This is a genomic window from Synechococcus sp. MIT S1220, from assembly GCF_047303025.1.
In the GTDB taxonomy this organism is placed as follows: Bacteria; Cyanobacteriota; Cyanobacteriia; order PCC-6307; family Cyanobiaceae; genus Parasynechococcus.
The window spans coordinates 2,157,494-2,182,938 of the sequence record NZ_CP138939.1 but is presented as its reverse complement, the minus strand read 5'-3'; the positions used below and the strand labels follow the sequence as shown (position 1 = coordinate 2,182,938).

35 protein-coding genes are annotated in these 25,445 nt (G+C 50.4%); 18 read left to right on the top strand and 17 right to left on the bottom strand.

Features of this window, described 5'->3' with window-relative positions; genetic code table 11:
- Positions 1-2: 2 nt before the first annotated feature.
- The 3 genes from SIB64_RS11125 to SIB64_RS11115 are packed head-to-tail and all read right to left on the bottom strand — an operon-like array spanning position 3 to position 838.
- Positions 3-440, bottom strand: coding sequence for a LexA family protein (locus SIB64_RS11125; RefSeq protein ID WP_413440273.1), 438 nt, complete (start codon positions 438-440; stop codon positions 3-5).
- On the bottom strand, positions 364-672 hold the full coding sequence (locus SIB64_RS11120; protein ID WP_413440272.1) for a hypothetical protein: 309 nt from the start codon (positions 670-672) through the stop codon (positions 364-366). Before SIB64_RS11120 ends, SIB64_RS11125 begins: the two co-directional genes overlap by 77 nt.
- The gene (locus SIB64_RS11115) at positions 632-838 is read right to left on the bottom strand and encodes a hypothetical protein (protein ID WP_413440271.1); all 207 of its coding nucleotides are present in this window, start codon (positions 836-838) and stop codon (positions 632-634) included. The genes SIB64_RS11120 and SIB64_RS11115 overlap by 41 nt, the downstream gene beginning before the upstream one ends.
- Here SIB64_RS11115 and SIB64_RS11110 point away from each other — a divergent pair.
- On the top strand, positions 837-1,226 hold the full coding sequence (locus SIB64_RS11110; RefSeq protein WP_413440270.1) for a hypothetical protein: 390 nt from the start codon (positions 837-839) through the stop codon (positions 1,224-1,226). The genes SIB64_RS11115 and SIB64_RS11110 overlap by 2 nt on opposite strands.
- 40 nt (positions 1,227-1,266) lie before the next feature.
- Here SIB64_RS11110 and SIB64_RS11105 read toward each other — a convergent pair whose 3' ends face one another.
- Positions 1,267-1,434, bottom strand: a complete 168-nt coding sequence (locus SIB64_RS11105) for a hypothetical protein (protein WP_413440269.1) — start codon at positions 1,432-1,434, stop codon at positions 1,267-1,269.
- 234 nt (positions 1,435-1,668) lie between these two features.
- On the opposite strand from SIB64_RS11105, the gene SIB64_RS11100 reads away from it, so the two are divergent.
- Positions 1,669-1,899, top strand: coding sequence for a hypothetical protein (locus SIB64_RS11100; protein ID WP_413440268.1), 231 nt, complete (start codon positions 1,669-1,671; stop codon positions 1,897-1,899).
- 16 nt (positions 1,900-1,915) lie between these two features.
- Here SIB64_RS11100 and SIB64_RS11095 read toward each other — a convergent pair whose 3' ends face one another.
- The 5 genes from SIB64_RS11095 to SIB64_RS11075 all read right to left on the bottom strand — a co-directional run bounded on the left by SIB64_RS11095 (position 1,916) and on the right by SIB64_RS11075 (position 4,472).
- Positions 1,916-2,494 carry a 2OG-Fe(II) oxygenase gene (locus SIB64_RS11095; protein WP_413440267.1) on the bottom strand — a complete coding sequence of 193 codons (579 nt, stop codon included), beginning with the start codon at positions 2,492-2,494 and terminating at the stop codon, positions 1,916-1,918.
- Positions 2,495-2,498: 4 nt separating this feature from the next.
- The gene (locus tag SIB64_RS11090; RefSeq protein ID WP_413440266.1) at positions 2,499-2,933 is read right to left on the bottom strand and encodes a 23S rRNA (pseudouridine(1915)-N(3))-methyltransferase RlmH; all 435 of its coding nucleotides are present in this window, start codon (positions 2,931-2,933) and stop codon (positions 2,499-2,501) included.
- Positions 2,930-3,358, bottom strand: coding sequence for a hypothetical protein (locus tag SIB64_RS11085; RefSeq protein WP_413440265.1), 429 nt, complete (start codon positions 3,356-3,358; stop codon positions 2,930-2,932). The genes SIB64_RS11090 and SIB64_RS11085 overlap by 4 nt, the downstream gene beginning before the upstream one ends.
- Before the next feature lie 12 nt (positions 3,359-3,370).
- Positions 3,371-3,859 (bottom strand): pentapeptide repeat-containing protein, encoded by a 489-nt coding sequence (locus tag SIB64_RS11080; RefSeq protein ID WP_413440264.1) that lies wholly within the window; start codon positions 3,857-3,859, stop codon positions 3,371-3,373.
- Between the two features lie 124 nt (positions 3,860-3,983).
- The gene (locus tag SIB64_RS11075) at positions 3,984-4,472 is read right to left on the bottom strand and encodes an FUSC family protein (RefSeq protein ID WP_413440263.1); all 489 of its coding nucleotides are present in this window, start codon (positions 4,470-4,472) and stop codon (positions 3,984-3,986) included.
- Positions 4,473-4,499: 27 nt separating this feature from the next.
- Between SIB64_RS11075 and SIB64_RS11070 the strand changes: the two genes are divergently transcribed.
- Positions 4,500-4,706 (top strand): hypothetical protein, encoded by a 207-nt coding sequence (locus tag SIB64_RS11070; protein WP_413440262.1) that lies wholly within the window; start codon positions 4,500-4,502, stop codon positions 4,704-4,706.
- A gap of 286 nt (positions 4,707-4,992) precedes the next feature.
- Here the strand turns inward: SIB64_RS11070 and SIB64_RS11065 are convergent, their stop codons facing one another.
- Positions 4,993-5,769 (bottom strand): calcium-binding protein, encoded by a 777-nt coding sequence (locus SIB64_RS11065; protein ID WP_413440261.1) that lies wholly within the window; start codon positions 5,767-5,769, stop codon positions 4,993-4,995.
- Positions 5,770-6,105: 336 nt separating this feature from the next.
- Entirely contained in the window at positions 6,106-7,002 is an 897-nt protein-coding gene (locus SIB64_RS11060; RefSeq protein WP_413440260.1) for a hypothetical protein, read from the bottom strand.
- A gap of 682 nt (positions 7,003-7,684) precedes the next feature.
- Here SIB64_RS11060 and SIB64_RS11055 point away from each other — a divergent pair.
- Positions 7,685-8,068 (top strand): YraN family protein, encoded by a 384-nt coding sequence (locus SIB64_RS11055; protein ID WP_413440259.1) that lies wholly within the window; start codon positions 7,685-7,687, stop codon positions 8,066-8,068.
- 215 nt (positions 8,069-8,283) lie between these two features.
- The gene (locus SIB64_RS11050; protein WP_413440258.1) at positions 8,284-8,658 is read left to right on the top strand and encodes a nuclear transport factor 2 family protein; all 375 of its coding nucleotides are present in this window, start codon (positions 8,284-8,286) and stop codon (positions 8,656-8,658) included.
- Positions 8,659-9,676: 1,018 nt separating this feature from the next.
- Here SIB64_RS11050 and SIB64_RS11045 read toward each other — a convergent pair.
- The 3 genes from SIB64_RS11045 to SIB64_RS11035 form a co-directional block, all read right to left on the bottom strand.
- Complete coding sequence (locus SIB64_RS11045; RefSeq protein WP_413440257.1) at positions 9,677-9,940, bottom strand: hypothetical protein; 264 nt, start codon at positions 9,938-9,940, stop codon at positions 9,677-9,679.
- A 188-nt stretch (positions 9,941-10,128) separates the two neighbouring features.
- A complete protein-coding gene (locus SIB64_RS11040; RefSeq protein ID WP_413440256.1) occupies positions 10,129-10,842 on the bottom strand; it encodes a hypothetical protein in 714 nt (237 codons plus the stop codon).
- 164 nt (positions 10,843-11,006) lie between these two features.
- The gene (locus SIB64_RS11035) at positions 11,007-11,150 is read right to left on the bottom strand and encodes a hypothetical protein (RefSeq protein WP_413440255.1); all 144 of its coding nucleotides are present in this window, start codon (positions 11,148-11,150) and stop codon (positions 11,007-11,009) included.
- 365 nt (positions 11,151-11,515) lie between these two features.
- On the opposite strand from SIB64_RS11035, the gene SIB64_RS11030 reads away from it, so the two are divergent.
- Complete coding sequence (locus SIB64_RS11030) at positions 11,516-11,884, top strand: YraN family protein (protein WP_413440254.1); 369 nt, start codon at positions 11,516-11,518, stop codon at positions 11,882-11,884.
- A 153-nt stretch (positions 11,885-12,037) separates the two neighbouring features.
- Here the strand turns inward: SIB64_RS11030 and SIB64_RS11025 are convergent, their stop codons facing one another.
- Together SIB64_RS11025 and SIB64_RS11020 are read right to left on the bottom strand one after the other, a co-directional pair.
- Entirely contained in the window at positions 12,038-12,214 is a 177-nt protein-coding gene (locus SIB64_RS11025; RefSeq protein WP_413440253.1) for a hypothetical protein, read from the bottom strand.
- 341 nt (positions 12,215-12,555) lie between these two features.
- Complete coding sequence (locus SIB64_RS11020) at positions 12,556-12,681, bottom strand: hypothetical protein (RefSeq protein WP_413440252.1); 126 nt, start codon at positions 12,679-12,681, stop codon at positions 12,556-12,558.
- A gap of 17 nt (positions 12,682-12,698) precedes the next feature.
- Between SIB64_RS11020 and SIB64_RS11015 the strand changes: the two genes are divergently transcribed.
- The 4 genes from SIB64_RS11015 to SIB64_RS11000 all read left to right on the top strand — a co-directional run bounded on the left by SIB64_RS11015 (position 12,699) and on the right by SIB64_RS11000 (position 17,574).
- Positions 12,699-13,118, top strand: a complete 420-nt coding sequence (locus SIB64_RS11015; protein ID WP_413440251.1) for a nuclear transport factor 2 family protein — start codon at positions 12,699-12,701, stop codon at positions 13,116-13,118.
- 1,534 nt (positions 13,119-14,652) lie between these two features.
- Positions 14,653-16,008: a hypothetical protein gene (locus SIB64_RS11010; RefSeq protein ID WP_413440250.1), complete on the top strand. Its 1,356-nt coding sequence runs from the start codon at positions 14,653-14,655 to the stop codon at positions 16,006-16,008.
- 617 nt (positions 16,009-16,625) lie between these two features.
- Positions 16,626-17,159 (top strand): PAP/fibrillin family protein, encoded by a 534-nt coding sequence (locus SIB64_RS11005; protein ID WP_413440249.1) that lies wholly within the window; start codon positions 16,626-16,628, stop codon positions 17,157-17,159.
- A gap of 274 nt (positions 17,160-17,433) precedes the next feature.
- A complete protein-coding gene (locus SIB64_RS11000) occupies positions 17,434-17,574 on the top strand; it encodes a hypothetical protein (protein WP_413440248.1) in 141 nt (46 codons plus the stop codon).
- A gap of 210 nt (positions 17,575-17,784) precedes the next feature.
- Here the strand turns inward: SIB64_RS11000 and SIB64_RS10995 are convergent, their stop codons facing one another.
- On the bottom strand, positions 17,785-18,846 hold the full coding sequence (locus SIB64_RS10995) for a hypothetical protein (RefSeq protein ID WP_413440247.1): 1,062 nt from the start codon (positions 18,844-18,846) through the stop codon (positions 17,785-17,787).
- Positions 18,847-19,152: 306 nt separating this feature from the next.
- Between SIB64_RS10995 and rsmA the strand changes: the two genes are divergently transcribed.
- From rsmA to SIB64_RS10955, 8 genes are read left to right on the top strand one after another with little or no spacing between them, the layout of a single operon-like run.
- The gene (gene rsmA, locus SIB64_RS10990; protein ID WP_413440246.1) at positions 19,153-19,977 is read left to right on the top strand and encodes a 16S rRNA (adenine(1518)-N(6)/adenine(1519)-N(6))-dimethyltransferase RsmA; all 825 of its coding nucleotides are present in this window, start codon (positions 19,153-19,155) and stop codon (positions 19,975-19,977) included.
- 13 nt (positions 19,978-19,990) lie between these two features.
- Positions 19,991-20,920, top strand: coding sequence for a 4-(cytidine 5'-diphospho)-2-C-methyl-D-erythritol kinase (gene ispE, locus SIB64_RS10985; protein ID WP_413440245.1), 930 nt, complete (start codon positions 19,991-19,993; stop codon positions 20,918-20,920).
- Positions 20,917-21,228, top strand: a complete 312-nt coding sequence (locus tag SIB64_RS10980; RefSeq protein ID WP_413440244.1) for a DUF3082 domain-containing protein — start codon at positions 20,917-20,919, stop codon at positions 21,226-21,228. The genes ispE and SIB64_RS10980 overlap by 4 nt, the downstream gene beginning before the upstream one ends.
- A complete protein-coding gene (locus SIB64_RS10975; protein WP_413443089.1) occupies positions 21,212-21,361 on the top strand; it encodes a hypothetical protein in 150 nt (49 codons plus the stop codon). Before SIB64_RS10980 ends, SIB64_RS10975 begins: the two co-directional genes overlap by 17 nt.
- Before the next feature lie 51 nt (positions 21,362-21,412).
- A complete protein-coding gene (locus SIB64_RS10970; RefSeq protein WP_413440243.1) occupies positions 21,413-22,396 on the top strand; it encodes a pyruvate dehydrogenase complex E1 component subunit beta in 984 nt (327 codons plus the stop codon).
- A gap of 4 nt (positions 22,397-22,400) precedes the next feature.
- Positions 22,401-23,882, top strand: coding sequence for a protein translocase subunit SecD (gene secD, locus SIB64_RS10965; RefSeq protein ID WP_413440242.1), 1,482 nt, complete (start codon positions 22,401-22,403; stop codon positions 23,880-23,882).
- 3 nt (positions 23,883-23,885) lie between these two features.
- Entirely contained in the window at positions 23,886-24,875 is a 990-nt protein-coding gene (gene secF, locus SIB64_RS10960; protein ID WP_413440241.1) for a protein translocase subunit SecF, read from the top strand.
- Positions 24,868-25,080 (top strand): hypothetical protein, encoded by a 213-nt coding sequence (locus SIB64_RS10955; RefSeq protein WP_413440240.1) that lies wholly within the window; start codon positions 24,868-24,870, stop codon positions 25,078-25,080. The genes secF and SIB64_RS10955 overlap by 8 nt, the downstream gene beginning before the upstream one ends.
- The last annotated feature ends 365 nt before the right edge of the window (positions 25,081-25,445 follow it).

Sequence of the window (25,445 nt, the reverse complement as noted above, 5' to 3'; positions counted from 1 at the left end):
GTTTAGAGCGAATGGATGACGTGGATGGCGACGCCCCAGATCTGAACGTCGCCGCAGCGATGCAGCTCGATGACGGGATAGTCCGGATGCGCAGCCTCAAGCCGGAGCCGATTGCGATGGAGTGTCAGTCGCTTGAGCGTGAAGGCCCCGTCAAGAATGGCGATCACAATCCGGCCCGGTCGGGGATCCAGGCTTCGGTCCACCACCAGAAGGTCACCGTCATGAATGCCTGCGCCGCTCATCGAATGACCGCTGACGCGCAGGAAAAAAGTGCTGGTGGGATGGCGAATCAGCTGTTCATTGAGGTCGATTCCCACGTCCACGTAGTCATCGGCTGGCGACGGGAAGCCAGCCGCGACCCGTTCACCAGCCAATGGCAGCTCCACTCGCAATCGCTTCTGTTGCAGGGGCTGTGGGCTGGTCAGCTGGCCAGGATCCATCGTGTCTGATGTAGTACATCTGTACTGTAATCAGGCCTGAGACGTTCTGCAGCCGGCCGGCAGGGGCGAAGCGGAACGCGATGCAGGGGATTCGTCGTCCAAACCCAAGGGCTGGTAAGAGGGCTGAGAACGATTCCTTGGCTTTGGTGATCAGGATTGATCGGTTGATTCTGTGATCAGAGCGCTTCGAATCAGGTTGAAGTCGGCGCGTCGTCTTCGCCGCCAGGGGCAAGGGGAGACACGACTTGGGTGATCAGTTCTGATTCAAGGATGGTCTTTGTGGCTTGGATTGGGTTGATCACTCGGTCGACAGGGGACGTCGGGATGGGATTGAGCCCGGTCTGAAAGCGGGGTGACGCGGCAGGATGAGTCCCTGTGGGTTTCAGGAATGGCGTCATGGCGGATCAGCCGTATCTGGTGGCCTTGGCCCTGATCGAGCAGCAAGGGCAACGGGCTTTGCCGTTGGCAGGTCGATCGCAGTCCGCTGTGGCGCCGAAGGGAGGGGAGCCAAACGAGCTTGGGCACACACTCGCGCTAGAGCTTCTGTTGAGGGTCTGGCAGCGGAGTGATGCTGGGGTATTGAAACGGGCAGCCGATTCAAGGAGTCTGCTTCTGGTGGAGCTGCCGATGGAGTGTTTGCCGGAACAGTTGCCCGTGCTGAAGGCGAATTGGCTGAACAGTGGTGATACGGACGCGTTGATGGAGGGATTGCGCTTAATTAGTCCTCGGGCATGGACGGTTGGTGTCGAGAAATTCAAACCCGTCACCCTGACATCGATTTGGTGAGAGGGAGGCGTCAGGGGACGGGTGCGACGCCCTGCTGATATCAGCCGGCGCCGAGCTCGTTGTCTTCGGGTTTGAGGTGAACCTCCATGCAGCGGGTTACGCAGGCTCTGTCATCAAGACTGCATTCAGAAATGCATACGAGATAGTTGTCGACGGCATCCCAGCGATCAACTTGTGATGATGATGTTTCGCGTTGGAACGTCTCCATAATCACTGGGTTTGTGGATGGTGAATGTATTTATCACTGGTGATGAGAATTTCAAAGTAATCGATGAAGGTGGGCTAAGTACCTAGGAGAAAGTGCTCAGGATGCGTGCCATTTGAGTCATTAAATTGACAAGGGCTGAGCAGAGCCAGGAATACTTATTTGCGAAATAATAAGTTCTTGTTCCTTGTTGGAGCAAAGCCACTAGTTTGCTTTCATTCAAGTCAGGAGTTGGGAATGAATGCCCTGATCCAAGCTCCAGCCTGTCATCTGCGGTGGACTGTAACGAGAGTTGCTGCTCATCTTTATGCTGTTGCAGCAACAAAGAATGGCGCTGATTATGACTTTGTTGGCAATTTCAAGTCGCTCACAGACGCGCATCGGGCTGGACGTCGTTATGCCGAGCACATGGCCCATCAATCGCGCCAGCCAAGCGATTCGCGGGTATTGATGCGTCAGGTGGCTTAATCAACAGCGTACTGATTCAATTCTGCAGGGCATGTCCCCAGATATTGGCGGCGATTGAGTAACGATCCCCCTCAAAAGGATTGATCCTATGAAGCAGTCCGGGTGAAAACAACACCAGTCGGTTGATGACGGGGGGGATGGAGATCACGGACTGGAAGGTCGGCAACGGTTGCCTGCTGCCTTGCGCAACAGCTGGGTGGTGTGCGAGCAGCAGTTCTCCTCCTGCACAGCTGATATGGGGATAAAACACGGTGGAGAGCAGCGGTAAATCATGGCGACCTGTGGATCTGTAAACGCTTTCATCTTTATCGATATGCCAATCCAGATCGTTGTTTGTATTGCACCACCATTCGATTCCCGTGTGCTCAGAAGCAAATGACGTGATCACAGGAAGCAGATAGTCGTTCAGATAGCTCCCCATCAGTTCTTGATTTGCTGTGGTGTGAACCGAGCGCATGGTTTCGGCGTCGGTTGCGTACCAGCTGAACAAACTATCTCCATCCCGCCGATCCTTAAGAACGCCATGGCTCTCACAGAGCTTGCTCAATGCTGGCAAGTGCTCCATGGGCACAAGATCATCAATCACATGCAACATCTATTCAGGCGCGGTGGTACGGACGTCCTTGCAGGATTGTCTGAGCGCGAAACAACTGTTCGATCAGCATGAGACGCGCCATTTCATGGGGGAAGGTCATTGAGGACAAACTCAGTTGCCATTCGGCCTTCGCTTTCAACGCATCACTCAGTCCATCTGCACCACCCACCACAAAAGCAAGTCGCTCCATGCCGAACTGCTCGAGCCGCTGCGCAAAAGCGATTGAAGATAGAGGTGGCGCCTGTTCCATCAGAGCAACCAGACGTTCATTGGGCTGAAGCGAAGCGCAGATTGCATCGGCTTCTTTCTCAGGAGAGCTGTCGCGAAGTTCGATGATGCGCAAACCCTTCAGACGTTTCAAATACAAATTGATTCCATCCTGAACCCAGGCACGGCGAATCTTGCCAACGGCAATGATTCGGCAGCGGGAGGGATTCAACCGTTGTCCTCGTCGTCTTCAAGCAGAAGTTGACCGAACGCCACATAAAGACGTTCCTCCTCACTGCCGGGTGTCACCTTGGGACGGCTCGGTTGTGTTGTCTTGCCCTTGGAAGGGGATGAGGCCGCACCAGCTGCCAGTGGATTCGGAGCCTCCGGTGCTGCCAGAGAAGATTCAGAGGCAGGGGAGCGTCGGGCTTCCAGCGACTTCAGACGCGCCAACATGTGCTCAGGAACGGACCCATCCCGACTGACATGCATCAGCTCGCGGAACAGAGCCTGGGGGTCGTCCTCTGTTTCAATCTTATGCCGTTTCTGCTTCGCAGGGGTTGGGCTTTGAACCTCAGCCTTGGGTTCCTCCAGCTTCTGAGGGAGCTGCCGACCAAGATCGCGGAGTCGTTCGAGACTGCGGGCGTCGAAACTCATCGGATCGTCAGCTCAACTGCACCCCAGGCTGGCGCGGGTGTCGCGGCCTGTCTGGGAATTTGTGCCTGCGGCAACGAGGCAGAGACTTTTGAGCTGGTCTCCACGCATGGGGACATCGGTGAAATCCGCCCCCTGAATCGTGACGTCCTTGAAGCGTGTGTTGAATGCGAAGGCGCCTTCAAGAACTGCGTCGCTCAGATCGGTTCCAGTCAGTACAGCTGAATCGAGGGTCGCTTCGCGCAAATCCGTACCGCTGAGATCCGCATCCTGGAGCTTGGCGCCATAGAGGCTTGCCCCACGCAGATCAGAGCCCGACAGATTGGCTTCACGCAGATTGCTGAGGTTGAACGTTGCGCCGCGAAGGTCCTTGTTGGAGTAATCGGCGCCAATCAGGACTTGTTTTGCCACATCCATGGCGGCATTGGTTTTGGAGGGGTTAACCAACAGCAGAGGCAACACAAGCAAAACAGCGCCGAGGAAGGCCAGCAGTCGTCGGGTCATGGCAGCGCTGTTCAACCCAATGAGCCTAGTTCGCGTGTCAGTGGCTCAGAGGCATGCCCGGTTTCGGTTGGTCTGCATGTCTGTTTGTGGTCCCGCGACCCTCTGCCTGAACAAGCCGGAGTTGTTACTGACCTGTGGGGGTCGTGCCGGGCGGTTTGCATGGCCACGCCTTCACCACAACGAGGGCGACAAGAATTCCCAATGAGACGTCAATGAATCGGGTTGCGGCCGTGATCCAGATGTTCGGATTCGAGGTGTCCGTGACCACAACGGTCAGTGCGATCGCACCAAACCGAAATGCACTCGGATGTAACGAGAGTGCGCTGCAGACAAGGCCCAGCACGGCGATCACCAAGGCGTAGCTCGGCAGGCTGTGGGTGGTGAACGACATCTGAAGAGCTCCGATGGTCACTCCCAGGGCCGTTCCGAGAAGCCGCCGTCGTCCCACCCGGAGCGCGCCATCCAAGGCATCGAGACTGCAGACAATGGCAGAGATAGGTGCCCAGAAAGATTCTGGAAGTTGGAACAATCGTGCCAAAAGCAATGCAAGTACAGCGGCAACTGCCGTTTGCGCTGCAGCGTTGATTTCGGAGGATTGCAATCGCCAGCGCATCCCAGAGATCACAACGTTCGGCTAAGGATGCCAGTTCCATGGCGATCAGCAACTCTGCTGATCGCCGCAACCTGTTGCCTTTTTCGTCGGCGCACGGGGAAGTCTTTCTCTGAGCTCCACAGCCAAAAAATGGATCGATGTGCGGCATCAGGAGTTGATGCAGAACAACTGGTTTTGACGTTGTTGCAGCTGCGGGGCTGGCGAATGATTGCGCAGAACTGGTGCTGGCACTAATCCGCTTATAGGTTCAACTTATCATCAAGGGCAATCCCCTAGCCTACGGAAAGTCTGAGAGCAATGAGAGTGGGTTATCTGAGAATTTCGGATAAAGGCCAGACCGACAACGTCACCGTCTTGATCCTCCACCTGCAACGCCGAATGTTGGCAAGCATCAAGGATGAGAGCTTCGAAACTTCAGTGATCAACTCGGCGGCGTAAGAGTGCCGCCCATGCGGTTAGTAAGACTCCCAATCTCTTATCTATTCCGTAGGCTCCCTTTCATAAGCGAAACAAATTATCTTCATATAATAATCGAATCAATAATATCGTCAACGGTGGTACCTGCGTCTGAGTCAAGAGTCGTAATTCCCATCTTGCCTTCAAGATCAAAGATTGGGCCGAGAGGATCACGCTTTTTTAGAATAACCTCAACAGTCGACATATGCTTACGACGAATTAATAGACGTTCGCCTTCTGAAGGATCGAAATCCATAATGTGGTTATCAGAACTTTTCAACAAAGCGAAACGGTCTGCACCTGAACCACCCGATAAAGTATTGAAACCAGGGCCAGCCATCAAAAGATCATCACCTGCTCCTCCTTCAAGACTGTCGTTACCGATGGCACCGTAAAGGCTGTCATTACCATTACCTCCAAACAAGGAGTCACCTCCACGGCCACCACTTAAAAGATCAGATCCATTATCTCCATGGATGAGGTCATCGCCTTCATAACTATAGATTTTATCGTTACCATCACCACCTATTATATTGTCATTATGGTTCGCGGATCCATGCAGGTAATCGTCACCACCAAAACCATGAATTTCATTCACTGCAGTATCTGTGCCTTGAATAAAATCATCACCTTCCCAACCAGCCATGACCCAGATGTCGGTACTTTCCTGCGGAGCAGCAATCCAATAATTGACAAAAAAACGAGGAGATAGCGGCTCAAATGGAGTAGTTTTTATCGACAAAAGTGTATGGTCACCCAAACCAAATATTTCTTCAAGAGGATTATCGTTGGACATGTCCAGGTAGAACCCTTTGTTTTGGACAAGGGCACGTTTCGTCATATACTTTTTAAAGCCCTTTAGGTTTTACGAACTTTGAAATTAAGACCATTTTCGAGAAGCTTTAAAGCCATTGATCCAGCAATCCGAGTTCCTATTATTGAAATATTAGCAAGCTGACGACTTGATACTCAATTTTCCAGCACAGTAAATATATATCAAAACATTTGGCGACAACACTAAGAACCATGCTTTAAAACATTATTATTTTGGCCGAAATGCTGTCATTTATGCGGCCAAATCTCCAATAAAGAATCGTGGCGGGAGGAATATTAGCCTGCTTGAATTATATTGACTGTTGAATTTTGAGCGCGCTCTGCGCTCTTCTCATCTAGCGATTTACAGAAAGTGAACCATTCCTGAATGGATACTGGGAGCACCTTTAAATTCAGCCACAACGCCACCTTCGCCAAAGCCATCCTCTTTTGAATTTTCATTAAAATAGAACATTCCGCTGCTAAGATCGTAAATAAAATCGTATTCTTTAGTTGAGAGCTCGCTTAATTTAGATTTATTTTTTGCAGACTTAAAGCTCGCTGAATTATCCAAGCCAAAGCCTTCAATATTAATGATTACGGCTCCGGCCGAGGAATTAAAACCAGTAATTTTGTCTGCGTGGTTTTTATTAAACCTTTTAGGGCGATTAAGTGTCTCAATATTGGTTGACTCGGGATATCCGCCAGGATCAATGATGTAGTCCAAGTCAGAAATCGTGGTTATAAATGTTGTCCCATCTATCGTGGTCATTGTTTTCGCTCGTTTGAGCTTGGAAGTACTTTTAGTTTTCTGCTCTAAACCTACGTAATCCAATGTGATTAAATTTTTCTTCCGCATTATCCCTTCCGTAAACCCTTCGACATACTGTATTCCGTCACCTTCGGCCTCAATAGAAGATTGAGGGCTAATATTGGAAGAAAAAAATGTAATATCTTCGTTAGGTTTTTTATTGATATATTCATGATCTCTAATTAAAGCACTTCCAGTTTGTCGATGCCAATTCCCAGACCCCCCTCTAAACCAGTTAATGTAATTAAAGAAGGCAGGATGTTCGGTTGGCTCATAAATTGCTATTAACTCATATTCATGAATTTCCCCCCATACATTTTCTGGAGGATCATTAGGATTCTCCCATGGCTCCCAACATGTATCTGGTAGATCGGGGGGACATGTACTCTCGGGCGGGAAGTAGGAAAAATCTTTTCCATGAAAAATTCCTTCTAAATTGCGTAATTTCATCAGAAATTATAATTGAACCATTACCATAGCTCTTCTTGCAAGAAAGCAAAGAATTTGTTATTAATACGGTTTTAAAGGCTTGTTCTGGATTGATGATGGCGAAAAGATGCTAGCGAATTGATTCCGGTCTAATTCAACCCCGCCCTCAAGGCGGGGTTGTTGCTCGTCCTGCTCGCTGAACTGACTTCCCTTATGTTCGTAGCTACCAAGCAGGCCAACTTCATCTCACCCGTAGCAAAACCTCCTGCTGGCTCATCCCTGGTTTTCGCTGCTCCTCCGCTTCTTATTTCTGCAGTGCCCGCTGTTTCAACTCCGAGGACTGTTGAGTATCAAGGCAGAGAGTATCCCGTGGCGGACCAAGTCAAAATTGGTGGTGTTTGGATCTCAATCCTTGACAATAAAGAAACCGATTAAGATCACCTTGTCTTTGAAGGTTTCACCGGTCAGAAGGAGTATGTTGTTGTGATTTGTGGCCTCGATCAACATACAAACTACTTTACTTCAACACTTTCACCACGAGGCTATATAGCATCGCTGATCAATGGTTATTGCGGTAATAGCTATAAGCCCTGAATGTCACTATCCATCTCCCGACAAAACCTCACACAATCCACCCCGTCAACAATGGCGAACATCGCCAGCAGCGGGGAACACTTCTGGCCAGTTGACCTGGAAATGTGCGATGACTCACACGCGTGAGACAGGACGTTTTGCGGAGGACCGTGTTGCTGCGCTTCTCGGGCAATCCGGCTGGAGATTGCTGGATCGCAACTGGCGCTGCCGCTGGGGTGAACTTGATTTGCTCATGAGCAAGCCAGGCAGGCTCTTGCTGGTTGAGGTGAAAGCAAGACGGCAGGCCGGTTTTGACGCTTGGGGAGCGGCATCGCTGGATGACAGGAAACGCCGTTGTTTGAAGAGGACCTTTACCTGCTGGCTATCACAACACGCTGACTATCAGCCTTATCCAGTTCGCATGGTTTTGGCGCTTGTGCGATTACCGGTCTCAGCTGGCCAGGTTCGGTGGATCAACATCCTGGAAACCTCGCTCCTCAGGCAGGATCGTTAACGCTTGCGGCATGAACGGCTGATGCCGACACCAAGTCACGACATGACCATGCACAACCAAGGAGAGATGCTGAACTGTGGACCTTGCATGGATCAAGGCCTTTGAGGAATCGAGGATCACCGCAGACACGATGCGACGTTGTTTAAGGTTTCGTTATTGTTGATATTGTTTTGAACGCTGAGCGCCTACGAGCAGTGTTCACTAAGCCGTACGGAATGGAGGCGCCTACCGAAGCGCAATGTAGAGAGTTTTTCGACGAAAACGTCCATTTCGAAGATCCCACTCAGAAGCGTGAGGGGATCAGGGCTTATATCGAAGCCCAGGAGGGACTTGTTAGCCGCTGTAATGATGTTTATCTCCTACCCGGAGCTATCACGATTGAGAGGAGAACTGCTTTTGTGGAGTGGGAGATGGGTTTAAAAATTAAGGGGATTGAGTTTATTTATCCTGGTACCAGCCGTCTATGTTTTAACGAGGAGGGTAAAGTTTGCGATCATCGCGACTATTTCGATTTTGTCGGTTCGACATTTGAACCCGTTCCCGTTGTTGGTGGATTGGTGCGATTGCTTTACAAACGCTTTGTTGATTGAGTATTGAGAAGGGGGCTGGGTGTTGTGACGTCCATTATCCCTTTTTCACCTGTCAAGCGCTTGTCTAACCGTCGACGGGCTGTAGCTCGCCTGCTTTGGTCTTCGGGGCGTGGGACGACTCATTGGAAAGCAGGTCAACTCTCATGGGTCACCCAGGACGCCGCCGTTCGCATTGGCGATTCTCGAGGGGTCTCCACAACGGTTATGAACTGTGCAGTCAATGGCTTCGATCCAAAAGCTGCGCAACAACATCGATGGTTAACACTATCGGTTTTTGTTTTGATCTGTCGTGTGATTTTACCCTGCCTCGTCAGCTTTGGTTTGAGCAAGGTACTGCATCAATGGACGTTGTGATTGTCGCTATTAATTTATTGACAAAGCTCAAACGGATATCTGGCCCGCCAAGATCGATTTCTTTTATTGGGTTTAAGCCATTCGGCAATCCTAAGATACCCCCCCCCATATAGTGCATGTGGTGTTTGCCAATCCGTGAAAGATTGGGCAGGTAGATGAAAAGGGGATTTAAGCATTGACAGAAACTTCCCCACAACATCGCCGCTATCTGAGGTCAATGATTGATGAAGTGTCATCATTAATCGCCTGTGAGATTCGCCTAGAAGGCTCTGTAAGGCGTACCGACCCTGCTGAGCGTCCCATTTCAGCATTTCAGGGGCTAATAGGGCCTCTCAAGGGTATATATTGAGAGCTTACTTTGCATCAGTCAGTCTGCTTACTAGAGAGTCAATCTGTCGACTCTTGCAGCAGCGAGATTGCATCAATTCCACAGGTCTCGTAGAGAAAATTTAGTACACCTGCTGCGGATTTACAGCGCTACTGTTTTGTTGGCGATAATTTTTCAAACAGGGCATTGTTTTTCATGATCGTCCAGCGTTGGATAATTATTTCGTTCTTCTTTGCACGTAAGGATTCTTTCTTCCGTCTTGCCTGAGGTATTTCGTACGAATGTTCCCAACCACGTTCGCCGATTCTGACTTTAGAGAAAACATTCAAATTTGGTTTAACCGGACCCTCGATGCCCCCCTGTTGGTTGGTGTTGAGCAGGGTTCTTGCCCTTGTAGTGATAAGTACCGCCAATACTTATGTCAACAGCAATCACTGAGGACTGAGCGGTGATGGGTTCGGCTAGCCAAAAGCCTGTGATGCGGTCGAATTTTTTAGACATTGTTTGTGGTTTTGTTCGTTTGTTGTTCCCGAGAAATTTGTACGCATTGTTAGCGATCAGCAGAGCATCTGGATTCAAGGCGTGATCTTCAGCGAGCATAATTCGTTGCTGCCTTGACGGTTCGATTGGCAAATGAATGCTTAGTTTATCAATTTCAGGTTGAGCGATATTTTTTATTTTTTCCTGTTGTCTCCGTACTTACCGCACTTCGTGAACACGAACATATTACTGTTCAGTAAGCATTTTGAATATGATACTACGAAACATAAGAAATAAAAATCTTTATCCTACTCATGGGGACATAAAAATCTTCTTTGATCTGCGGATTTTTTCATGATAGCTAATATACTAACAAATTGGCCTTTATTAATCTCAAGTTTTTCGCGTGCTTCTTCTTTGAGAAGGTGTGGATTTGCAAAAATAGGATAAAGCTTTGAATCAAATGTATGTAAAGTTCCACTTTGGGTGAATGGAGATATTTGAAGATCTATTATTTTATAATTATTTGAGGACGCTAAATTTCTAAAGAAATTAGGTTGATATTGATAGAAGCCATGACCCCATCCATTTCCATCTGCCCATCCTTGACAAGGAACAGTGTGAAACATTATGCCACCGCTTTTACAAATATAGTGCATACACTCGAAAACAGACATTTGATTGAATACATGTTCAGAAAATCCATGATTTGTAACCATGTCGAATTTGGCCTCTATTTCAGGAAGCGACAAAGCAGAATGATTTAGATTAATTCGAATGTCAGCATTTTCTGAATAATCAATACATATTCTATTGCAAAGACCCATATTCTGATAAATAAGTGACACACACTTGAAACTATCAATATCCTCGTCAAGGATTTGATTAGAAATTTCTGGAAACGCTTGAGCAGCATGCTCGCGAGAATATAACAATTGATCGCCAAGATCTGCTATTGATCCTGTTGGAGGCAGAATTTTCCGATGCTTCTTTAAGAGGCTTATAGCGGATGGAATAAGCATAAAACTTCCCAGGTTAATGCATTATATATTGTCATTTTGGCAACTGCAAACTTATTTGTGCAGGTATTCTCAATACTGTTGCCAATAAATAAAAGCCAAGCTTTAGCAGAGAGTTCAATTCCATCTTGTTCAACAAGTAAATTTACAGAACAACAGACCTTTGCTCATTTATCCAAGGCCTGGTCGAGCTGCAGTGGTCTGGAGTGACTTTCGACTAGCTCTCGCAATTCGCCGGGTGTCTTGCTGGCAAGAATTTTGAGGCCTAACGACCAGTGACCCCGAACGGTTTTGGCGATTCCGTCGATCATGACGCCGCTCAGCCCTGCCTTATAACAGGTCAAATGAAATTCTGACTCTGTTGCTCTTTTCATTATTACGCATCAGATACTGCTGAACACGAGCACCTGACCATTAGGGGTCGGGACTTCTCAGATCGAATCGAACAGAGCGTCGCGGGTGAATTTTTCGAGGTCGAAGTAGCGGGTCAGGATGTCGTCAACACCATCGAGCAGGCCGCTTGGCTCCGGATAGTCCGAGCACAATATTCCTCAGAGTCTGACGAGATGCCTTGAGAGGCGTCAGAGAAGGTTTTAGATCCTCTCTACTTTCTCAGGAGACGAAGGCGGCAAAGGCTTAGCGGACAGTGTCTGAGTCCAGCATGAGGTGATCGGGGATGGTTTTGACCGCAGACCCCAGTTTTTGCGATGCGTTTGCTGTGGCTATGATGGCTAAAAAAAAAGTCGCCTCCTTGCAGTACCGCTGGGGTGAACTTGATTTGCTCATGAGCAAGCCAGGCAGGCTCTTGCTGGTTGAGGTGAAAGCAAGACGGCAGGCCGGTTTTGACGCTTGGGGAGCGGCATCGCTGGATGACAGGAAACGCCGTTGTTTGAAGAGGACCTTTACCTGCTGGCTATCCCAACACGCTGACTATCAGCCTTATCCAGTTCGTATGGTTTTGGCGCTTGTGCGTTTACCACTGTCGCGGCAGCAGGTCCGATGGCTTCCTGTTCTGGACACCACGGTCGGGACCGATGGGTTTTGACGCGTCAATTGTCAGCTGACGACGCAGGCACCAAGGGCAAAGAACAGGCGCGGGCTGGTGGGATCAAATGGTGTAAAAAAGACCAAAAAAATGGGCCTGGCAGGGCTCTGACGGTGGCTGATTTTTGCCGCAGCGAGCGTGCTGAATGAAGGTTCAGGTGATTAAGCCGTATGCGGCTTCGATTGCAACGCTTGTCATCGGTGACTTCAAAAAAGGTACGAAAATCGCTACATCACTAGAAATGTTGATTTCCTGGCGGAAGTGGACAGGTGCATGGCTGCGGAAGTAAAACTGAAATGTAGCTACAGCTACTAAACGTTCACCTTGCATCTGCAAGGCGCAGCTCGATCTAAGCCAGGGAACGGGGGCTTGGGCTTATCTAAGAGCTGTGATGACTTCCTTGTACTGGAACGGTTCAGCATTTGCGCCAGTCAATAAGGCAGATGCAAAAAGAGAGGCCTCTGTCCTTCGTCTTGAAACAGCGTTCACAGCAGCGGACGCGATTCATTCAGAGAAATATCGTGGTCTCAATTACCTCCGCAAAAACGGATTCGTTTCAGTGCCCTGAACGCCTCCTTAGGAGTTGTGGCAAAGAAGAGTTGAACTCAGCTAAATCTGCGGTTTTCAGTTGCAGCAGGTAGGGGCTGACGCTTCAAGCGTCAGCTGCCGGTTCAGGCACCAGGGCCAACAATGGGCGCGGGCTGGTGGGATCGGACTGATGCCGGTGTGAGCACAAGGCCCTTGCGGATGGGAAGATCCCAGCGGAAGCGATCCGACTCTGCATATCGTTGAACCATCTTCAGTTGAAATCGCTTTGAACGCTGAGCGCCTACGTGCACTGTTCACCAAGCCGTACGGAATGGAGGCGCCTACCGAAGCGCAATGGAGAGAGTTGTACGACGAAAATGTCCATTTCGAAGATCCCACTCAGAAGCGTGAGGGGATCAAGGCTTATATCGAAGCCCAGGAGGGACTTGTTCGCCGCTGTGATGATATTTATCTCCTACCCGGAGCTATCGCGATTGAGGGGAGCACTGCTTTTGTGGAGTGGGAAATGGGTCTCAAAATCAAGGGCATTGAGTTTGTCTATCCCGGAACAAGTCGGCTCAATTTCAACGAGGAGGGAAAAGTTTGCGACCATCGCGATTATTTCGATTTTGTTGGTCCGACATTTGGACCTGTTCCTCTTGTGGGTGGATTTGTGCGCTGGCTTTACAAACGTTTTGTTGATTGAGCAAGGTTGTATAGATATTGAGGTCTAATAGGTCGCCCGGAGTATGTGGATCGTTACAAGACTTGCTGATCGTGCTTTCGTTCTGTGAGATGCAGCTCGACTTGGGAGACCTGGGCGGCCAAAATTTTCGACAAGTTTTAGTCCGCCCTGAAGATCGTCGATTGGACGACGGTTTCATCAAGATATGAGTATTACCTTAGTGGATCAATCCAGAGGTTTGACTGTTGGTATTAGCCATAATCTGCATCGCTTGATGTTGAATCTTGCTGTGCCTAAATTGTGATTAAAATGTTATAGGGTTTCAGCCTCTGGGTTTTCAGCAGTTTATTAGGCCCTCTGATACGAGTCCCAATCGTCATGCGTCATTCTTCGGATCATAGGCTGATCAGTTGTTTCATAGGCGCTCCATAATGATTTGGCGTTTTAATGGATGCTGATCCCGGCCTTAGAGACATAGTAATTGCAGTGTGGGTTATCAACGATCAATTTCGTTTAACTTTTACCCCTTGATTGTTGGCCGCCATGCCATGCCCCAACAAGACTAGAGTCCTATTAGGAAAATAGTTGAGCGCTTTGTGCAGTCGACAAGATGCATTTGGTCAACACTTGCAAGAGGTCAGGACATGTGTACCTCGGTGTCTCCAAGTCTCTAGGCAGCTCTTGGGTTGGTCACGCCGCAACAGAAACCTCAGGACCTTTGACATCATATTAGGATCAAATAAAGACTACAGATAGTTGGGTATCGATATCAACCCATTGACCCGTTTGTGATGCAAATCCTTAACATTTGGAATTTAGTTATTCTCGCTAGAATAATCGTTATTTTTGTCGATCTGGAGAAATGTGTGGACAAATGATGGTTACTTAAAACCGCAACCAACTGGTTATAGATCAATGTTTTGGATGACGTTATCCAGCACCTTGCTCAGAAGGATTTTCGGGTTCGCTTGAGGTCTGCACTCGAAGAGATCGATCTCAAGCAAAAAGTTCGCTAGTGCTTGATGCTCACTGCCTCTTAGGGGGCTTCTCTGATACCCAAGAGAGTAAACGGTGGTTGATCGAGTGGAACTCCTCACACCTAAGCTTTTAGAGGGTTGTAGCTGCGATGCTGTCGGTGCTGTTGCTCAACTCGAAAGGCTTTGTCGACTACCAACTTCTTGCCAATAAGTCGATAGCCCTTTGAGGGATGATCCATCAGATTCTTTTCTCAATCCATAAAGGAATTTCAAAGTGATGTTTGATGGCTTTACAGCAGGGAATCACGAAGGTAGTGATCACCCATGCACTGGGCTTTGCCCGTGCCTGAGAGATCGAGTGATGTTTATGGCTCAGGTCAGGTCGTGAAAAGCTCTGATCCCCAAAGCTTCTTCACTAGCGCCAGGGAAGAGCGCAATCGGAGCTTTCTCGGTCAGATCAAGCTGTGAGTGGGCCACATGCCGGGAATGAACTATTCAGTGGAAAAAATTGTAGTTTTTGCTACGCATTTGACAAGTTGTTCAATTTGAACCATCGTAAGAGTACTTAATTCTTGTATATGTCTTCCTACGACGACTTTCTCAATGACTCTGAAGGATCAGATGACATCGTTACTGGATCCGTAACGTTGGATGAGATTCTGTACTTCGGTCAGCAAGCTGATTGGGGATGGAGTCGAACAAAATATCTTGGACTCTTCAAATTAACTGACAATACGGTTTTGCTTGCTGCTGCAGAGCCCGGTATAAGTCTTGCTGATCAGGATCTCGAGGTTCTCGGCACAGTTGTGAGTGATTACAACCCTGAGTTTCTTACGAATACTTGGATCGCGATGGCGGGCTGGAGAATTGGAAGCGGCGGCCATGATTCCGCTGAGGGATTCAGGATCATTTTCTCCAATGGAGATAGGAATGGCTATGGCGATAAGTATTGGCTGCAAACATTTGAGTTTTATGGGGATGATTTTCATGAAGATTCCAGAGCAATCTCAGCACCTGATCCACTGAATTCAAAAAATCTAGGTCTTTTAGAAGACCTTCACGAGTTCGATATTAATGGCGACGGATCAATTGGGCAAACTCATTTAGGAGGCTCCACTGACACTCCCGGAACGTCAGAAGATCTGACGCCTGGGACGCCAGATTCGACAGTTTCAGCTCCTAACAGTGGATCAAGTGATCCGCCAAATTTCAATCTCGAAGGTTTGCTTGATCAAGTTGGTGGTGAATTAGCTGGAAGCGGTCAAAATATTAATATTAACATCGTCAACAATACCAATACAGGCTCAGGCAATATCACGACTGGCGACATCAACCAAGGCAATACATACATCACATTTACGATTGGCACAATCAATCTCAATATGAGCGAAGCGATCTTCGATCCAAGCCCTAAAAATAATCGTATTGAAGGTACCTCAGATGACGATACAATTGCAGCAGGGTTGGGGAAAGATAAATTAATCGGAGGTGGAGGAGAGGATCATTTTGTTGTCGGCTCGGTGGATGAGGCGGCAAAGAAGAAGTTTCTTGATACAATCACGGATTTTCGGCCTAATGATGATCTGCTTGTCGTTGATGATGTCGTCCATGATATAGATGAAGACACTGAGGTCGCCATCGTAGAAAATAAAAAAGAGTTCAAGCAGGCTACTAAAGATGCAGGCGCTGAGCTTATCTATAATGAGAAAAAGGGCACATTATTTATTGATGCCAATGATGGGAAAGGTTTAGGCAAAGATGGTGGACCTATTGTGAAACTTGCTGGCAAGCCTGATCTTGATCCTGAAAATATCGTGATGCTCTCTGAAAAGAGTGAATCCGTCTCTAGCTTGATTAGTGAGCCTGATCCAAGTGCAGACCCGTCTATTCAGAGTGATTTAAATGCAGAGATTGTTCCTCTGTTTGGTGGATAAAGTTATTTGCTTTGTTTGGTCCAAAAAAATAAATTTGGTGAGGGTGATCATAGTTTGTGCCATGGCAAGCTGATTTATGGTTGCTTTTTTTGGCATCCTCCACTTAATCATGGATTCAGCTTATTTTTTACAGAACAACTGAGGGGATTGTGCTCGGAATGAAAACTTTGGTGGTTGCTTTTTTGACCATTGAAGATGGGTGCAAAAATAATTTCAAAGCAATTGCATAATAATCCTCGTCCCTGACCGGTGGCGAATGGCCCACTGATGAGGAAGGGGCCAATTAGGTAATGGCTGATTTGATCTGCTTCTATCGTAATAATAATGGACTTTGATTGACCATTTGTCTGCCTCGCAAGTTAGAGTTATAGTAATTAATCGTGCTTACATATCAGGTGTTACTGTATCAATCACCATTTCTTTGAACTCTCCTCGGAAATGCAATCTTCATGTGTCATCCCTCGGATCACAGGCTGATCAGTTGTTTCATAGGCGTTCGATAATGGCCTGGCGGTTGTATTCCCCATTAGCGTGTCATCCGTCGGTCGTTCAACATCAAGCCAGTCCACGATTCACAAGGGAATCAGTAAAAATGGCTCATGCAATCTGTTGAGCCGATGAGCGCAGTCCATGACGAGCTTGTGCTGCTCCTCAAGCAACAGCCAAATTCCCCCGACATCCACGACACACTTCTCGCTGTTGAGAAGGAAAACACGGTCGATCTCAGTCGTGATGCCGATCTGCTGGAGGGTGTTTGGGACTTGCGTTGGAGCAGTTCAAAGCAGCCTTGGCTGAAACAGGCTCCATGGCTGGAGAATTTGCAGGTCCTGGATCCGGCGAATCGTCGTGGCTGCAATTTGCTTCGTCTTTCCGGACCGTTCGGACCTGTGGGCGGAATCAGTGTTCAGGCCGATTTGAAGCCGGTCAGTGACCAACGGGTTGAAGTGTCATTTCGTCGTGGCGGTTGGGTCGGACCTCGGCTTTTTGGATCGAACAGACTTGAATTGATGCGGGATGTCAAGCAAAGTTTTCCAGCATGGCTGGACATCACTGTGTTGGACAAACAGCTGCGCATTTGCCGTGGAAATGCAGGAACAACATTTGCTTTGCTGCGACGCGATGACCTTGCCTTGGATGACTTCTTTGATTGATCCAATGCCCCGAACCGTCATTGGCTTCTTTCGAAATCTTTTTTATAGCCTGTCCAAAAACAGTTCAATTGCATCGGATCAATATTATCTAGCTCGCTGGTGAGGTGAAATCAGTTCAGATCGGGACCCAATCGCAAAGCAGAAGAACTCCAAAGGCTGCCCATGACCGCACTGTTGAATCTGGCTATGTATGGGGAATACAAATTGGAGATGGTGTGAATTGAAGCCAGTCATCGAAGCATTTCAACCTCTATTTTGGCCTGTTTCTGCTGTGATGATCGCAGCGCTGATGGCGCGAGCGATCATCACCGTGGCGCGTGTTGGCATTCGGGTTGAAATTTTCACGCGAATGCCCATATCGATCAAAACTGGTTATCAAGGAATCGAGGCTCGCGTCACCAAGGTTCGGCTCTAATCTTAATCGGATTGTGAGGTTGAATCAGGTTAACGATGTTGTGATCTTGGCTGTTATTTATTGATTCAATAGCTAGAATTATTGTGCCGCTCACACTTCAGTTTCCGTATTGGTGAGTGATGCTGTTAAGCATTGCTTTCTAGTAATAACGAACTCTAAATGCTAGCAGATTTGTCGTTCAAACACCTCGATTGGGCATCGTCAGCAGACTCAGATGCTGTCTTCCCTTAAGGCTGAAACCCGCATATCGAAGGCTTTCTTGATGTCATTGCGTTGCTCACTTGTGTGCTTCCATCCCATCTTTTTAAATGCTTTGAGCAGATGTTTCAGCATTGTCTTGTGCTCAATATCAGTTGATGGTCCTTGATAAATTTCCTGTTGTTTTTGCTTGCAAGACACCATATCTTCCCAATTTTGTCCCCAGATTGCCTGTGAAAAGTTATTGTTGCTTTCCGAATAGAATTCCCGAACCTGGTTGTAGCTTGAGTCGTTAAAGCCGTAAAATCTCTTCTTGGTCCATTGATTGGATAAGGCGATTTTTCGGATGACGTTTCCACGATTGTTAAGCGTTTCCACTGGACGCTCTAGCTCTTGGCAAACGTCATAAGCGACTCTGCTGAGCCAGATCCCTTTGCTGCCCGGCTGTGAATTGGTTAAGGCCGAACTGTCTAGATTCAGAGCTAGATTGTTTGGCCATTTTAGGTGTTTAGCCATCGACAGAAATGGATCATGGCTGCGAACAAGGGGTATAAATGTTAAGGCAAGATCGCTTCGTTGGAATAGGGCACTAAATTTGGCATCAAGGTTGTAGCCTCTTTCGATATAATTTGAATCTCTTTTAAAGATTTCCTGGAGGAAGTCGTTGAAATCATTGGAGCGATAAAATCGCCGAATGCCGTGGCAATACTGCGAATTGATCAAATCGGCCTGGTCTCTAACGAAATAAATAAGATTCAGCTCTCGGCCTAGTTTTAGGGCGATTTTTTGCAGGAAATCAATGTTGCCTGGACCAAGAATATTGTTGGAGAAAGATTCGCTACTGAGAATGATCTGTTGGAAATTGGATAAGCGCTTAAGCTTTTTTAGCCAGTATTTGTCGCGTTTGTCATTCATCTTTTTTGAAAAGATGCGGTGTTGACTGTGCGATACGGGCTTCATGCCCATTCCGATCTGGTTGTTTTCTAGAACCGCTGTGTTATCACGCAGCGCATCTTGAATATATGTCGTCGCTGTCTTGTGAGGTCCAGTGTGAATGACGAGCTGGCGTTCCATCTTCTTGATGTTGTCTATAGTTCGGATCTGTCGTGCTTCATCTTGATTTCGCGAAAGCTGAATCGCACCTGTCGTTGTTGTTGAGTTGAATCACCACGGATGAAAAGTTGTGCAAGGCATGTGGCAAATTCATTGCGTTTATATGATTTTGAGAAGCTCATATTATCATGTTTGATTGAGAGCCTCAATCGCTCTTGCATTGGTGACGCCTGTTTTTTGTTTTAGAGCGTTGATTGAGGCTGTTTCCATTTTGTTGCATGACAGGCTGTTGCCCTGATCGCTGAAGGATTGCCGCGTCGTTGATTCATGAGTTTTTCAGGCCACAATCCACGCAAGCGGTTCGGCCAGCATTGGCTTCGCGACGCTTCTGTGCTGCAGCACATCGTCGATGCTGCGGAACTGGGGTCTGATGACCGTGTTCTTGAGGTCGGGCCAGGCCGTGGTGCGCTCACGGAACGGTTGCTTGCGTCTCCCTCAGCAGCTGTGCATGCGGTTGAACTGGATCGGGATCTGGTGTCAGGCCTGCAGCAGCGCTTCGGCTCAGACAACCGCTTTTCCCTCATCCAGGGTGATGTTCTCCAGGTGCCGCTTCACCTGCCCAACGGTTCTCTGGCCAGCAAGGTGGTCGCCAACATCCCTTACAACATCACAGGGCCGTTGCTTGATCGGCTGATCGGCCGTCTTGATCGGCCCGTCGATCCCGCTTACAAGCGCTTGGTTCTTCTGGTTCAGAAAGAGGTGGCCGAGCGCATCCGCGCCCGCCCGGGGCACACAAGCTTCAGCGCCTTGAGCGTGCGCATGCAGTTGCTCGCCCACTGCAGCAGCGTTTGTCCGGTACCTCCCCGCTGTTTTCAACCACCGCCGAAGGTCCACTCCGAGGTGATCCGCCTCGATCCCCTCGCTGTTGATCAGCGTCTTGACCAATCGGTGTCCAGAACTGTGGAAAGCCTGCTGAAACAGGCCTTTCTCAGCCGCAGAAAAATGCTCCGCAACAGCCTTGGCTCTGTGGCGGAGCCATCAGTTCTCGAAGCGCTCGCCTCTGCCGCTGGGATCGGTCTGGAACAGCGTCCGCAGGAGGTGCCGCCTCCAGCTTGGGTGGCGATGGCGAAGAGCTTGAATCGGATCGACTGATCAGCACCGCCGGATGGGCACGATCACGGTGACAGCACCGGCCAAGGTGAACCTTCACCTGGAGGTTTTGGGTCTTCGTTCCGATGGATTCCATGAGCTCGCCATGGTGATGCAGAGCATCGACCTCTGCGACCGCCTCAGTGTTGCCAACACGGCTGATGGCCAACTGCAGCTCAGTTGCGATGCCCCCGAGCTGACCATCGCCGATGACAATCTGGTGCTGCGTGCAGCCCAGCTCCTTCGCGATCGCTCCGGATTCCAGGAACTCGGGGCCTCCATACATCTTGAAAAAAGGATTCCGATCGGTGCGGGCCTTGCTGGTGGCTCCAGTGATGGCGCTGCCGCACTGGTCGCCTTGAATGCTCTCTGGGGACTGGGGCACAGCGACAGCCAGCTTGAAAAGCTGGCGGCTGAACTTGGATCCGACATGCCCTTTTGCATCGCGGGTGGCAGCCAGCTGTGCTTTGGCCGTGGAGAGCGGCTCGAGCCCTTGCCGGCTCCAGCGGATCCCCTCGCTGTGCTGTTGGTGAAAGATCCAACGGTGAGTGTTTCAACGCCGTGGGCCTATGGCCGCTGCCGGGAGTTGAACGGCAAGAGCTATCTCAGTAGCGAGGTGGACTTCGAAACCCGGCGCCGCATGCTTCGACAGGCTCGCTGGGTGCATCCCATTTCTGCTGACACCCCGCTCCCGTTGCGGAATGACCTCCAGGCTGTGGTGGAACCCGAAACCGAGGCAGTTCAGGCCGGTCTGAGGTTGTTGAACAGCCTCCCCACCAGCCTTGCCGTGGCCATGAGCGGCTCGGGGCCGAGTTGCTTTGCCCTCTTCCCGGATTTGCCAAGTTGTGAGCAGGCCCTGAACGCTCTGCGCAGCGAGCTCGATGCATCCGGCCTGAAGGCCTGGTGCTGTTCGCTCCGCAATCAAGGGGCGAGAATTGAGTCATGACAAGCAATGAGCCAAAGGCGGACGCGCCAGATCCCCGAAAAGGACCGTTGAGTTTTCTCTCCGGTGCCCTGACGGCCGGTCTGATTTCTTGGCTGGCCCTGGGGATGAGCCGGCGCATGGTGGTTTATTTCGCCATGCATCCGCCGCATTACAGCTCCCCGATTGCGCAGAACATCGCGGTCACGTTGAAGACCCTTCTCGTGGGCCTGGCCTTTCTGGCCACGTTCAGCAGTGGATTTGTCGCCCTTGGTTTGACCCTGCTGTTTCTTCGCAGTCTCTTTACAAGGCAAGGTGCTGATCCTGCCTAGCGTCGAGATGCGGACGGATACCGCCGATGACACCCCACGACCTCGGACAACTGGCATTGCTGTTGTCGCCAGCCATGCTCCTGTCTGTTCTCCTCCTCTTCACCTTCGCTGCCGGGGGTTAGCGCTGCGCTGACTGAGATAGCTTGGCCGCACACCCCGGAATGGCCGGGATTTCAGCGACGCCGTGGCAGGAACCCTTCTTTTCAACGCTCTACGGGAAGCCATCGATGAGGAGATGGCCCGCGATTCCCACGTTTGTGTGATGGGGGAGGACGTCGGCCATTACGGCGGCAGCTACAAAGTCACCAAAGATCTCTGCGAGAAATACGGCGAGCTGCGCGTACTCGATACGCCCATCGCCGAGAACGCCTTCACCGGAATGGCCGTCGGTGCGGCGATGACGGGTCTTCGTCCGATTGTCGAAGGCATGAACATGGGCTTTCTGCTGTTGGCCTTCAATCAGATCTCCAACAACATGGGGATGCTGCGGTATACCAGCGGCGGCAATTTCACGATCCCCACCGTGGTGCGTGGCCCGGGAGGTGTGGGGCGTCAACTCGGAGCCGAACACAGCCAGCGGCTTGAGGCTTATTTCCATGCCGTCCCTGGCATCAAGATCGTGGCCTGCAGTACCCCCACCAACGCCAAAGGCCTGATGAAGGCGGCCATACGCGACAACAATCCGGTGCTCTTCTTCGAGCATGTTCTTCTCTACAACCTCACTGAGGAGCTTCCGGAGGGTGACTACACCTGTGCCCTTGACCAGGCTGACCTGGTGCAGGAAGGCACGGATGTCACGATCCTCACCTACTCCCGCATGCGTCATCACTGTCTCAAGGCCGTGGAGCAGCTTGAGGCGGACGGCATCAGCGTGGAGCTGATCGATCTGATCAGTCTCAAACCGTTCGATATGGAGACGATCGCCCGTTCAATTCGCAAAACCCATCGGGCGATTGTTGTGGAGGAATGCATGAAAACCGGTGGGATCGGTGCCGAATTGATTGCCCTGATCACCGAACAGTGCTTTGACGACCTTGATGCGCGTCCGGTCAGGCTGTCGAGCCAGGACATCCCGACGCCTTACAACGGCAAGCTTGAAAACCTCACGATCATTCAGCCCCATCAGATCGTTGAGGCGGCCCAGGCCATCGTGAACAAGGGACTCTGATTCGATGGCACGTCAGCAGGGCTGGTTTGCCCTCGTCCTCGCGCTTGCGATTGCAGCAGCTGCACTGCTGTTCACAACTCCGCTGCAGCTGGGCCTCGATCTAAGAGGTGGCAGCCAGATCACGGTTGAAGTGCAACCGGCTGGGGAGATTAAACGGATCAGTTCAGACGAACTCGAGGCGGTCAAGGCGGTGCTTGATCGGCGGGTCAATAGCCTTGGTGTCTCCGAATCAACGCTTCAAACCGTTGGTGACAACCAGCTCTTGCTTCAGTTGCCCGGGGAGGAGGATCCCAGCCGTGCGGCTCGGTTATTGGGGGAAACAGCCTTGATGGAATTCCGATCCGTCAAGGAGGGAGAAGAAAAAGAATTTTCCAGTTTGAGACAGTTGCAGTTCAGGGCAAAAGCAGAGCGCGCCCTGCTTGACGAGCAACAGCGTGTCGGTGGCAGTTTTCCTGAGCTTGATCCAGAGCGTTGGTATGAGGTTGAGACCCGTCTCGGGATTTCCGGATCGGTTGACGATGAGCAGGAACGTCTGCGGCTTCTGATCCAGGGCTTGGAGGCTGAAATTCTCAAGGTGCTCACCCCCGCAACGCTGACCGGCAAGGAACTGGTGTCAGCGGGCAGTCAGCCAATGCAGGGCAATTCTTCCAACTGGGAGGTCACGCTCAATTTCAACGGAAAAGGCGGCGAGGGCTTTGCCTCTCTCACGAAATCGATTGCTGGTACACAGCGCTCCCTTGCCATCGTGCTCGATGGTGAGGTGATCAGTGCCGCCAGCGTCGGCCCTCAGTTCAAAACAGCTGGTATCACTGGTGGTGGCGCCACGATTACCGGCAATTTCACGCTGGATGAAGCCAGGGATCTGGTTGTCAAGCTCCGTGGAGGGTCCTTGCCACTGCCCGTCGAGGTTCTCGAGGTGCGATCGATCGGGCCGACACTCGGGGCTGACAACATCCGACGCAGCTTGGTTGCAGCTCTTTCGGGCCTGGTTCTGGTGGCCGTGTTCATGGTGATCGCCTATCGGCTTCCAGGTGCGGTCGCTGTCATGGCGCTCAGCCTTTACGCGTTGTTCAATCTGGCGATGTACGCCTTGATCCCGGTGACGCTGACGCTACCGGGCATTGCTGGATTCATTCTCAGCATTGGTATGGCAGTGGATGCCAACGTGCTCATCTTTGAGCGGATCAAAGACGAACTCCGTTCGGGCAATACCTTGATCCGCTCCATTGAGACAGGATTTTCCGAGGCGTTCTCGTCGATTGTTGATGGCCATCTCACCACCCTGATCAGTTGTTCAGCGCTCTTTTTCCTGGGCACAGGTCTTGTCAAGGGGTTTGCTGCCACGCTCGGTATCGGAGTGCTGCTGAGTCTGTTCACGGCTCTCACCTGCACGCGCACCCTGCTGCGCTTCCTGATGGGATATGCCGCTCTGCGCAAGCCGAACAACTTTCTGCCGTTTCGACAGCTTCCTTCTCCGTCCGCTTGATTGATGACCGTTTCATCGTCTGCCCAAGCCCCCTCCTCATCTCCGGCTCCGATCTGGGGCCTCAGCGGGATGCGCGCGCGGGTGTGGATCATCTCCTCCGTGCTGGCGTTGATCGCACTGATTGGTCTGGTGCTCTGCTGGCTCAATCCTGAGATCGGGGCTCCGCTGCGGCCGGGGCTTGATTTCACTGGCGGCACTCAGATTCAGCTGGAGCGCCGCTGCGGTGACCGCTGCTCTGAACTCAAAACCTTCGAGGTATCGGAGCAGCTCAATCAGCTCGAGTTACCGGATGAAGCAGGTCAGACCCTGCCCAACCTGAGCACCTCCCGGGTTCAGTTGCTCGATGGCGGTGAATCTCTGATGCTGCGGATGCCGACCCTCTCAGCGGCTCAGGGCCAGGCCGTGATCGTCGCCCTTGCGGATGTGTCCGGTCCATTCGTTGACGGTGGTCAGTCTGTAGACACCATCGGCCCCACTTTGGGGGCACAACTATTGCGCAGTAGTTTGATATCACTGCTGGTCGCCTTTGCAGGGATCGCGGCCTATATCACGATCCGCTACGACCGCCGTTACGCCTTTCTTGCCCTCGTGGCTCTGGCTCACGACATCCTGATTGTCTGCGGGATCTTTGCCTGGCTTGGTCTGATCACGCAGCTGGAAGTCGACAGTCTGTTCGCTGTTGCACTGCTCACCATTGCCGGATATTCCGTCAACGACACCGTGGTGGTGTTCGACCGTATCCGTGAACGAAGCCGCGATAACAGTGAATTGTCATTGTCCCAGCAGGTTGATCTTGCCGTTTCTGCCACTCTGACCCGAACTTTGTACACAAGCGGCACCACACTGATGCCCCTATTGGCCTTGATCCTGTTCGGAGGATCGACGCTTTATTGGTTCGCCATCGCCCTTGCCTTGGGTGTCGTTGTGGGCAGCTGGTCCAGCATTGCTGTTGCCCCCACTCTGCTGACCTTGTGGGATCGAGAGCGTGCGTGATTCCCATTCCGCTGCGCAGCAACGGCGTTCAGCACGCTGGTTCCCCATCCTGCTCATGGTGCTTGCGTTTTGGGACCTGAGGACAGACCTGCTGCTGCTTCTGGATCACTTCACCTTCACCACTCTGATGTATGCCATGCGATACCATCTTCTCGCGTTTGTTGTTCTTTTTGGCAGCGCATCGCTCTGGAAGCGTTATTATTAGTTGGTTGATTATCAAGTATTGATTTGAAAAGAAGTGCATCAAATAAAGTTGTATGGTTTGGTTTTTATTTCACGTTGCAGAACTATTGATAGCTAAAATGCCCTGAATTCTCAATGCTGAATCATGTCTGTTTTACGAGTCAATGATCTGCATCCCCTTGTGACTTGCAGACGTGCGGACAGGCCTTCATCAAGGAGGGCAACGGCTTGTTGCCTTAGCCCGAGAACGTTGCTTGACATCATTTTGCGCTTCAGATCTACGCCTAGTGCATCCTGATGCATTAGCGCATGGTTGAGATTCGTACTGCTATGCGCGTTGACTTGATTAGAGAAGACGAGCTGGTTGAATCCAAGCATTTTGTCTGG

What these genes read in the sequence shown, in the direction of transcription:
- SIB64_RS11125 (WP_413440273.1), bottom strand. Translation starts at nt 440, where the DNA reads ATGGATCCTGGCCAGCTGACCAGCCCACAGCCCCTGCAACAGAAGCGA.
- SIB64_RS11110 (WP_413440270.1), top strand. Translation starts at nt 837, where the DNA reads ATGGCGGATCAGCCGTATCTGGTGGCCTTGGCCCTGATCGAGCAGCAA.
- SIB64_RS11115 (WP_413440271.1), bottom strand. Translation starts at nt 838, where the DNA reads ATGACGCCATTCCTGAAACCCACAGGGACTCATCCTGCCGCGTCACCC.
- SIB64_RS11105 (WP_413440269.1), bottom strand. Translation starts at nt 1,434, where the DNA reads ATGGAGACGTTCCAACGCGAAACATCATCATCACAAGTTGATCGCTGG.
- SIB64_RS11100 (WP_413440268.1), top strand. Translation starts at nt 1,669, where the DNA reads ATGAATGCCCTGATCCAAGCTCCAGCCTGTCATCTGCGGTGGACTGTA.
- SIB64_RS11095 (WP_413440267.1), bottom strand. Translation starts at nt 2,494, where the DNA reads ATGTTGCATGTGATTGATGATCTTGTGCCCATGGAGCACTTGCCAGCA.
- SIB64_RS11085 (WP_413440265.1), bottom strand. Translation starts at nt 3,358, where the DNA reads ATGAGTTTCGACGCCCGCAGTCTCGAACGACTCCGCGATCTTGGTCGG.
- SIB64_RS11080 (WP_413440264.1), bottom strand. Translation starts at nt 3,859, where the DNA reads ATGACCCGACGACTGCTGGCCTTCCTCGGCGCTGTTTTGCTTGTGTTG.
- SIB64_RS11075 (WP_413440263.1), bottom strand. Translation starts at nt 4,472, where the DNA reads ATGCGCTGGCGATTGCAATCCTCCGAAATCAACGCTGCAGCGCAAACG.
- SIB64_RS11070 (WP_413440262.1), top strand. Translation starts at nt 4,500, where the DNA reads ATGCCAGTTCCATGGCGATCAGCAACTCTGCTGATCGCCGCAACCTGT.
- SIB64_RS11065 (WP_413440261.1), bottom strand. Translation starts at nt 5,769, where the DNA reads ATGACGAAACGTGCCCTTGTCCAAAACAAAGGGTTCTACCTGGACATG.
- SIB64_RS11060 (WP_413440260.1), bottom strand. Translation starts at nt 7,002, where the DNA reads ATGAAATTACGCAATTTAGAAGGAATTTTTCATGGAAAAGATTTTTCC.
- SIB64_RS11055 (WP_413440259.1), top strand. Translation starts at nt 7,685, where the DNA reads ATGACTCACACGCGTGAGACAGGACGTTTTGCGGAGGACCGTGTTGCT.
- SIB64_RS11050 (WP_413440258.1), top strand. Translation starts at nt 8,284, where the DNA reads ATGGAGGCGCCTACCGAAGCGCAATGTAGAGAGTTTTTCGACGAAAAC.
- SIB64_RS11045 (WP_413440257.1), bottom strand. Translation starts at nt 9,940, where the DNA reads ATGCTCGCTGAAGATCACGCCTTGAATCCAGATGCTCTGCTGATCGCT.
- SIB64_RS11040 (WP_413440256.1), bottom strand. Translation starts at nt 10,842, where the DNA reads ATGCTTATTCCATCCGCTATAAGCCTCTTAAAGAAGCATCGGAAAATT.
- SIB64_RS11035 (WP_413440255.1), bottom strand. Translation starts at nt 11,150, where the DNA reads ATGATCGACGGAATCGCCAAAACCGTTCGGGGTCACTGGTCGTTAGGC.
- SIB64_RS11030 (WP_413440254.1), top strand. Translation starts at nt 11,516, where the DNA reads ATGGTTTTGACCGCAGACCCCAGTTTTTGCGATGCGTTTGCTGTGGCT.
- SIB64_RS11025 (WP_413440253.1), bottom strand. Translation starts at nt 12,214, where the DNA reads ATGCAAGGTGAACGTTTAGTAGCTGTAGCTACATTTCAGTTTTACTTC.
- SIB64_RS11020 (WP_413440252.1), bottom strand. Translation starts at nt 12,681, where the DNA reads ATGGTTCAACGATATGCAGAGTCGGATCGCTTCCGCTGGGATCTTCCC.
- SIB64_RS11010 (WP_413440250.1), top strand. Translation starts at nt 14,653, where the DNA reads ATGTCTTCCTACGACGACTTTCTCAATGACTCTGAAGGATCAGATGAC.
- SIB64_RS11005 (WP_413440249.1), top strand. Translation starts at nt 16,626, where the DNA reads ATGAGCGCAGTCCATGACGAGCTTGTGCTGCTCCTCAAGCAACAGCCA.
- SIB64_RS11000 (WP_413440248.1), top strand. Translation starts at nt 17,434, where the DNA reads ATGATCGCAGCGCTGATGGCGCGAGCGATCATCACCGTGGCGCGTGTT.
- SIB64_RS10995 (WP_413440247.1), bottom strand. Translation starts at nt 18,846, where the DNA reads ATGGAACGCCAGCTCGTCATTCACACTGGACCTCACAAGACAGCGACG.
- rsmA (WP_413440246.1), top strand. Translation starts at nt 19,153, where the DNA reads ATGAGTTTTTCAGGCCACAATCCACGCAAGCGGTTCGGCCAGCATTGG.
- ispE (WP_413440245.1), top strand. Translation starts at nt 19,991, where the DNA reads ATGGGCACGATCACGGTGACAGCACCGGCCAAGGTGAACCTTCACCTG.
- SIB64_RS10980 (WP_413440244.1), top strand. Translation starts at nt 20,917, where the DNA reads ATGACAAGCAATGAGCCAAAGGCGGACGCGCCAGATCCCCGAAAAGGA.
- secD (WP_413440242.1), top strand. Translation starts at nt 22,401, where the DNA reads ATGGCACGTCAGCAGGGCTGGTTTGCCCTCGTCCTCGCGCTTGCGATT.
- secF (WP_413440241.1), top strand. Translation starts at nt 23,886, where the DNA reads ATGACCGTTTCATCGTCTGCCCAAGCCCCCTCCTCATCTCCGGCTCCG.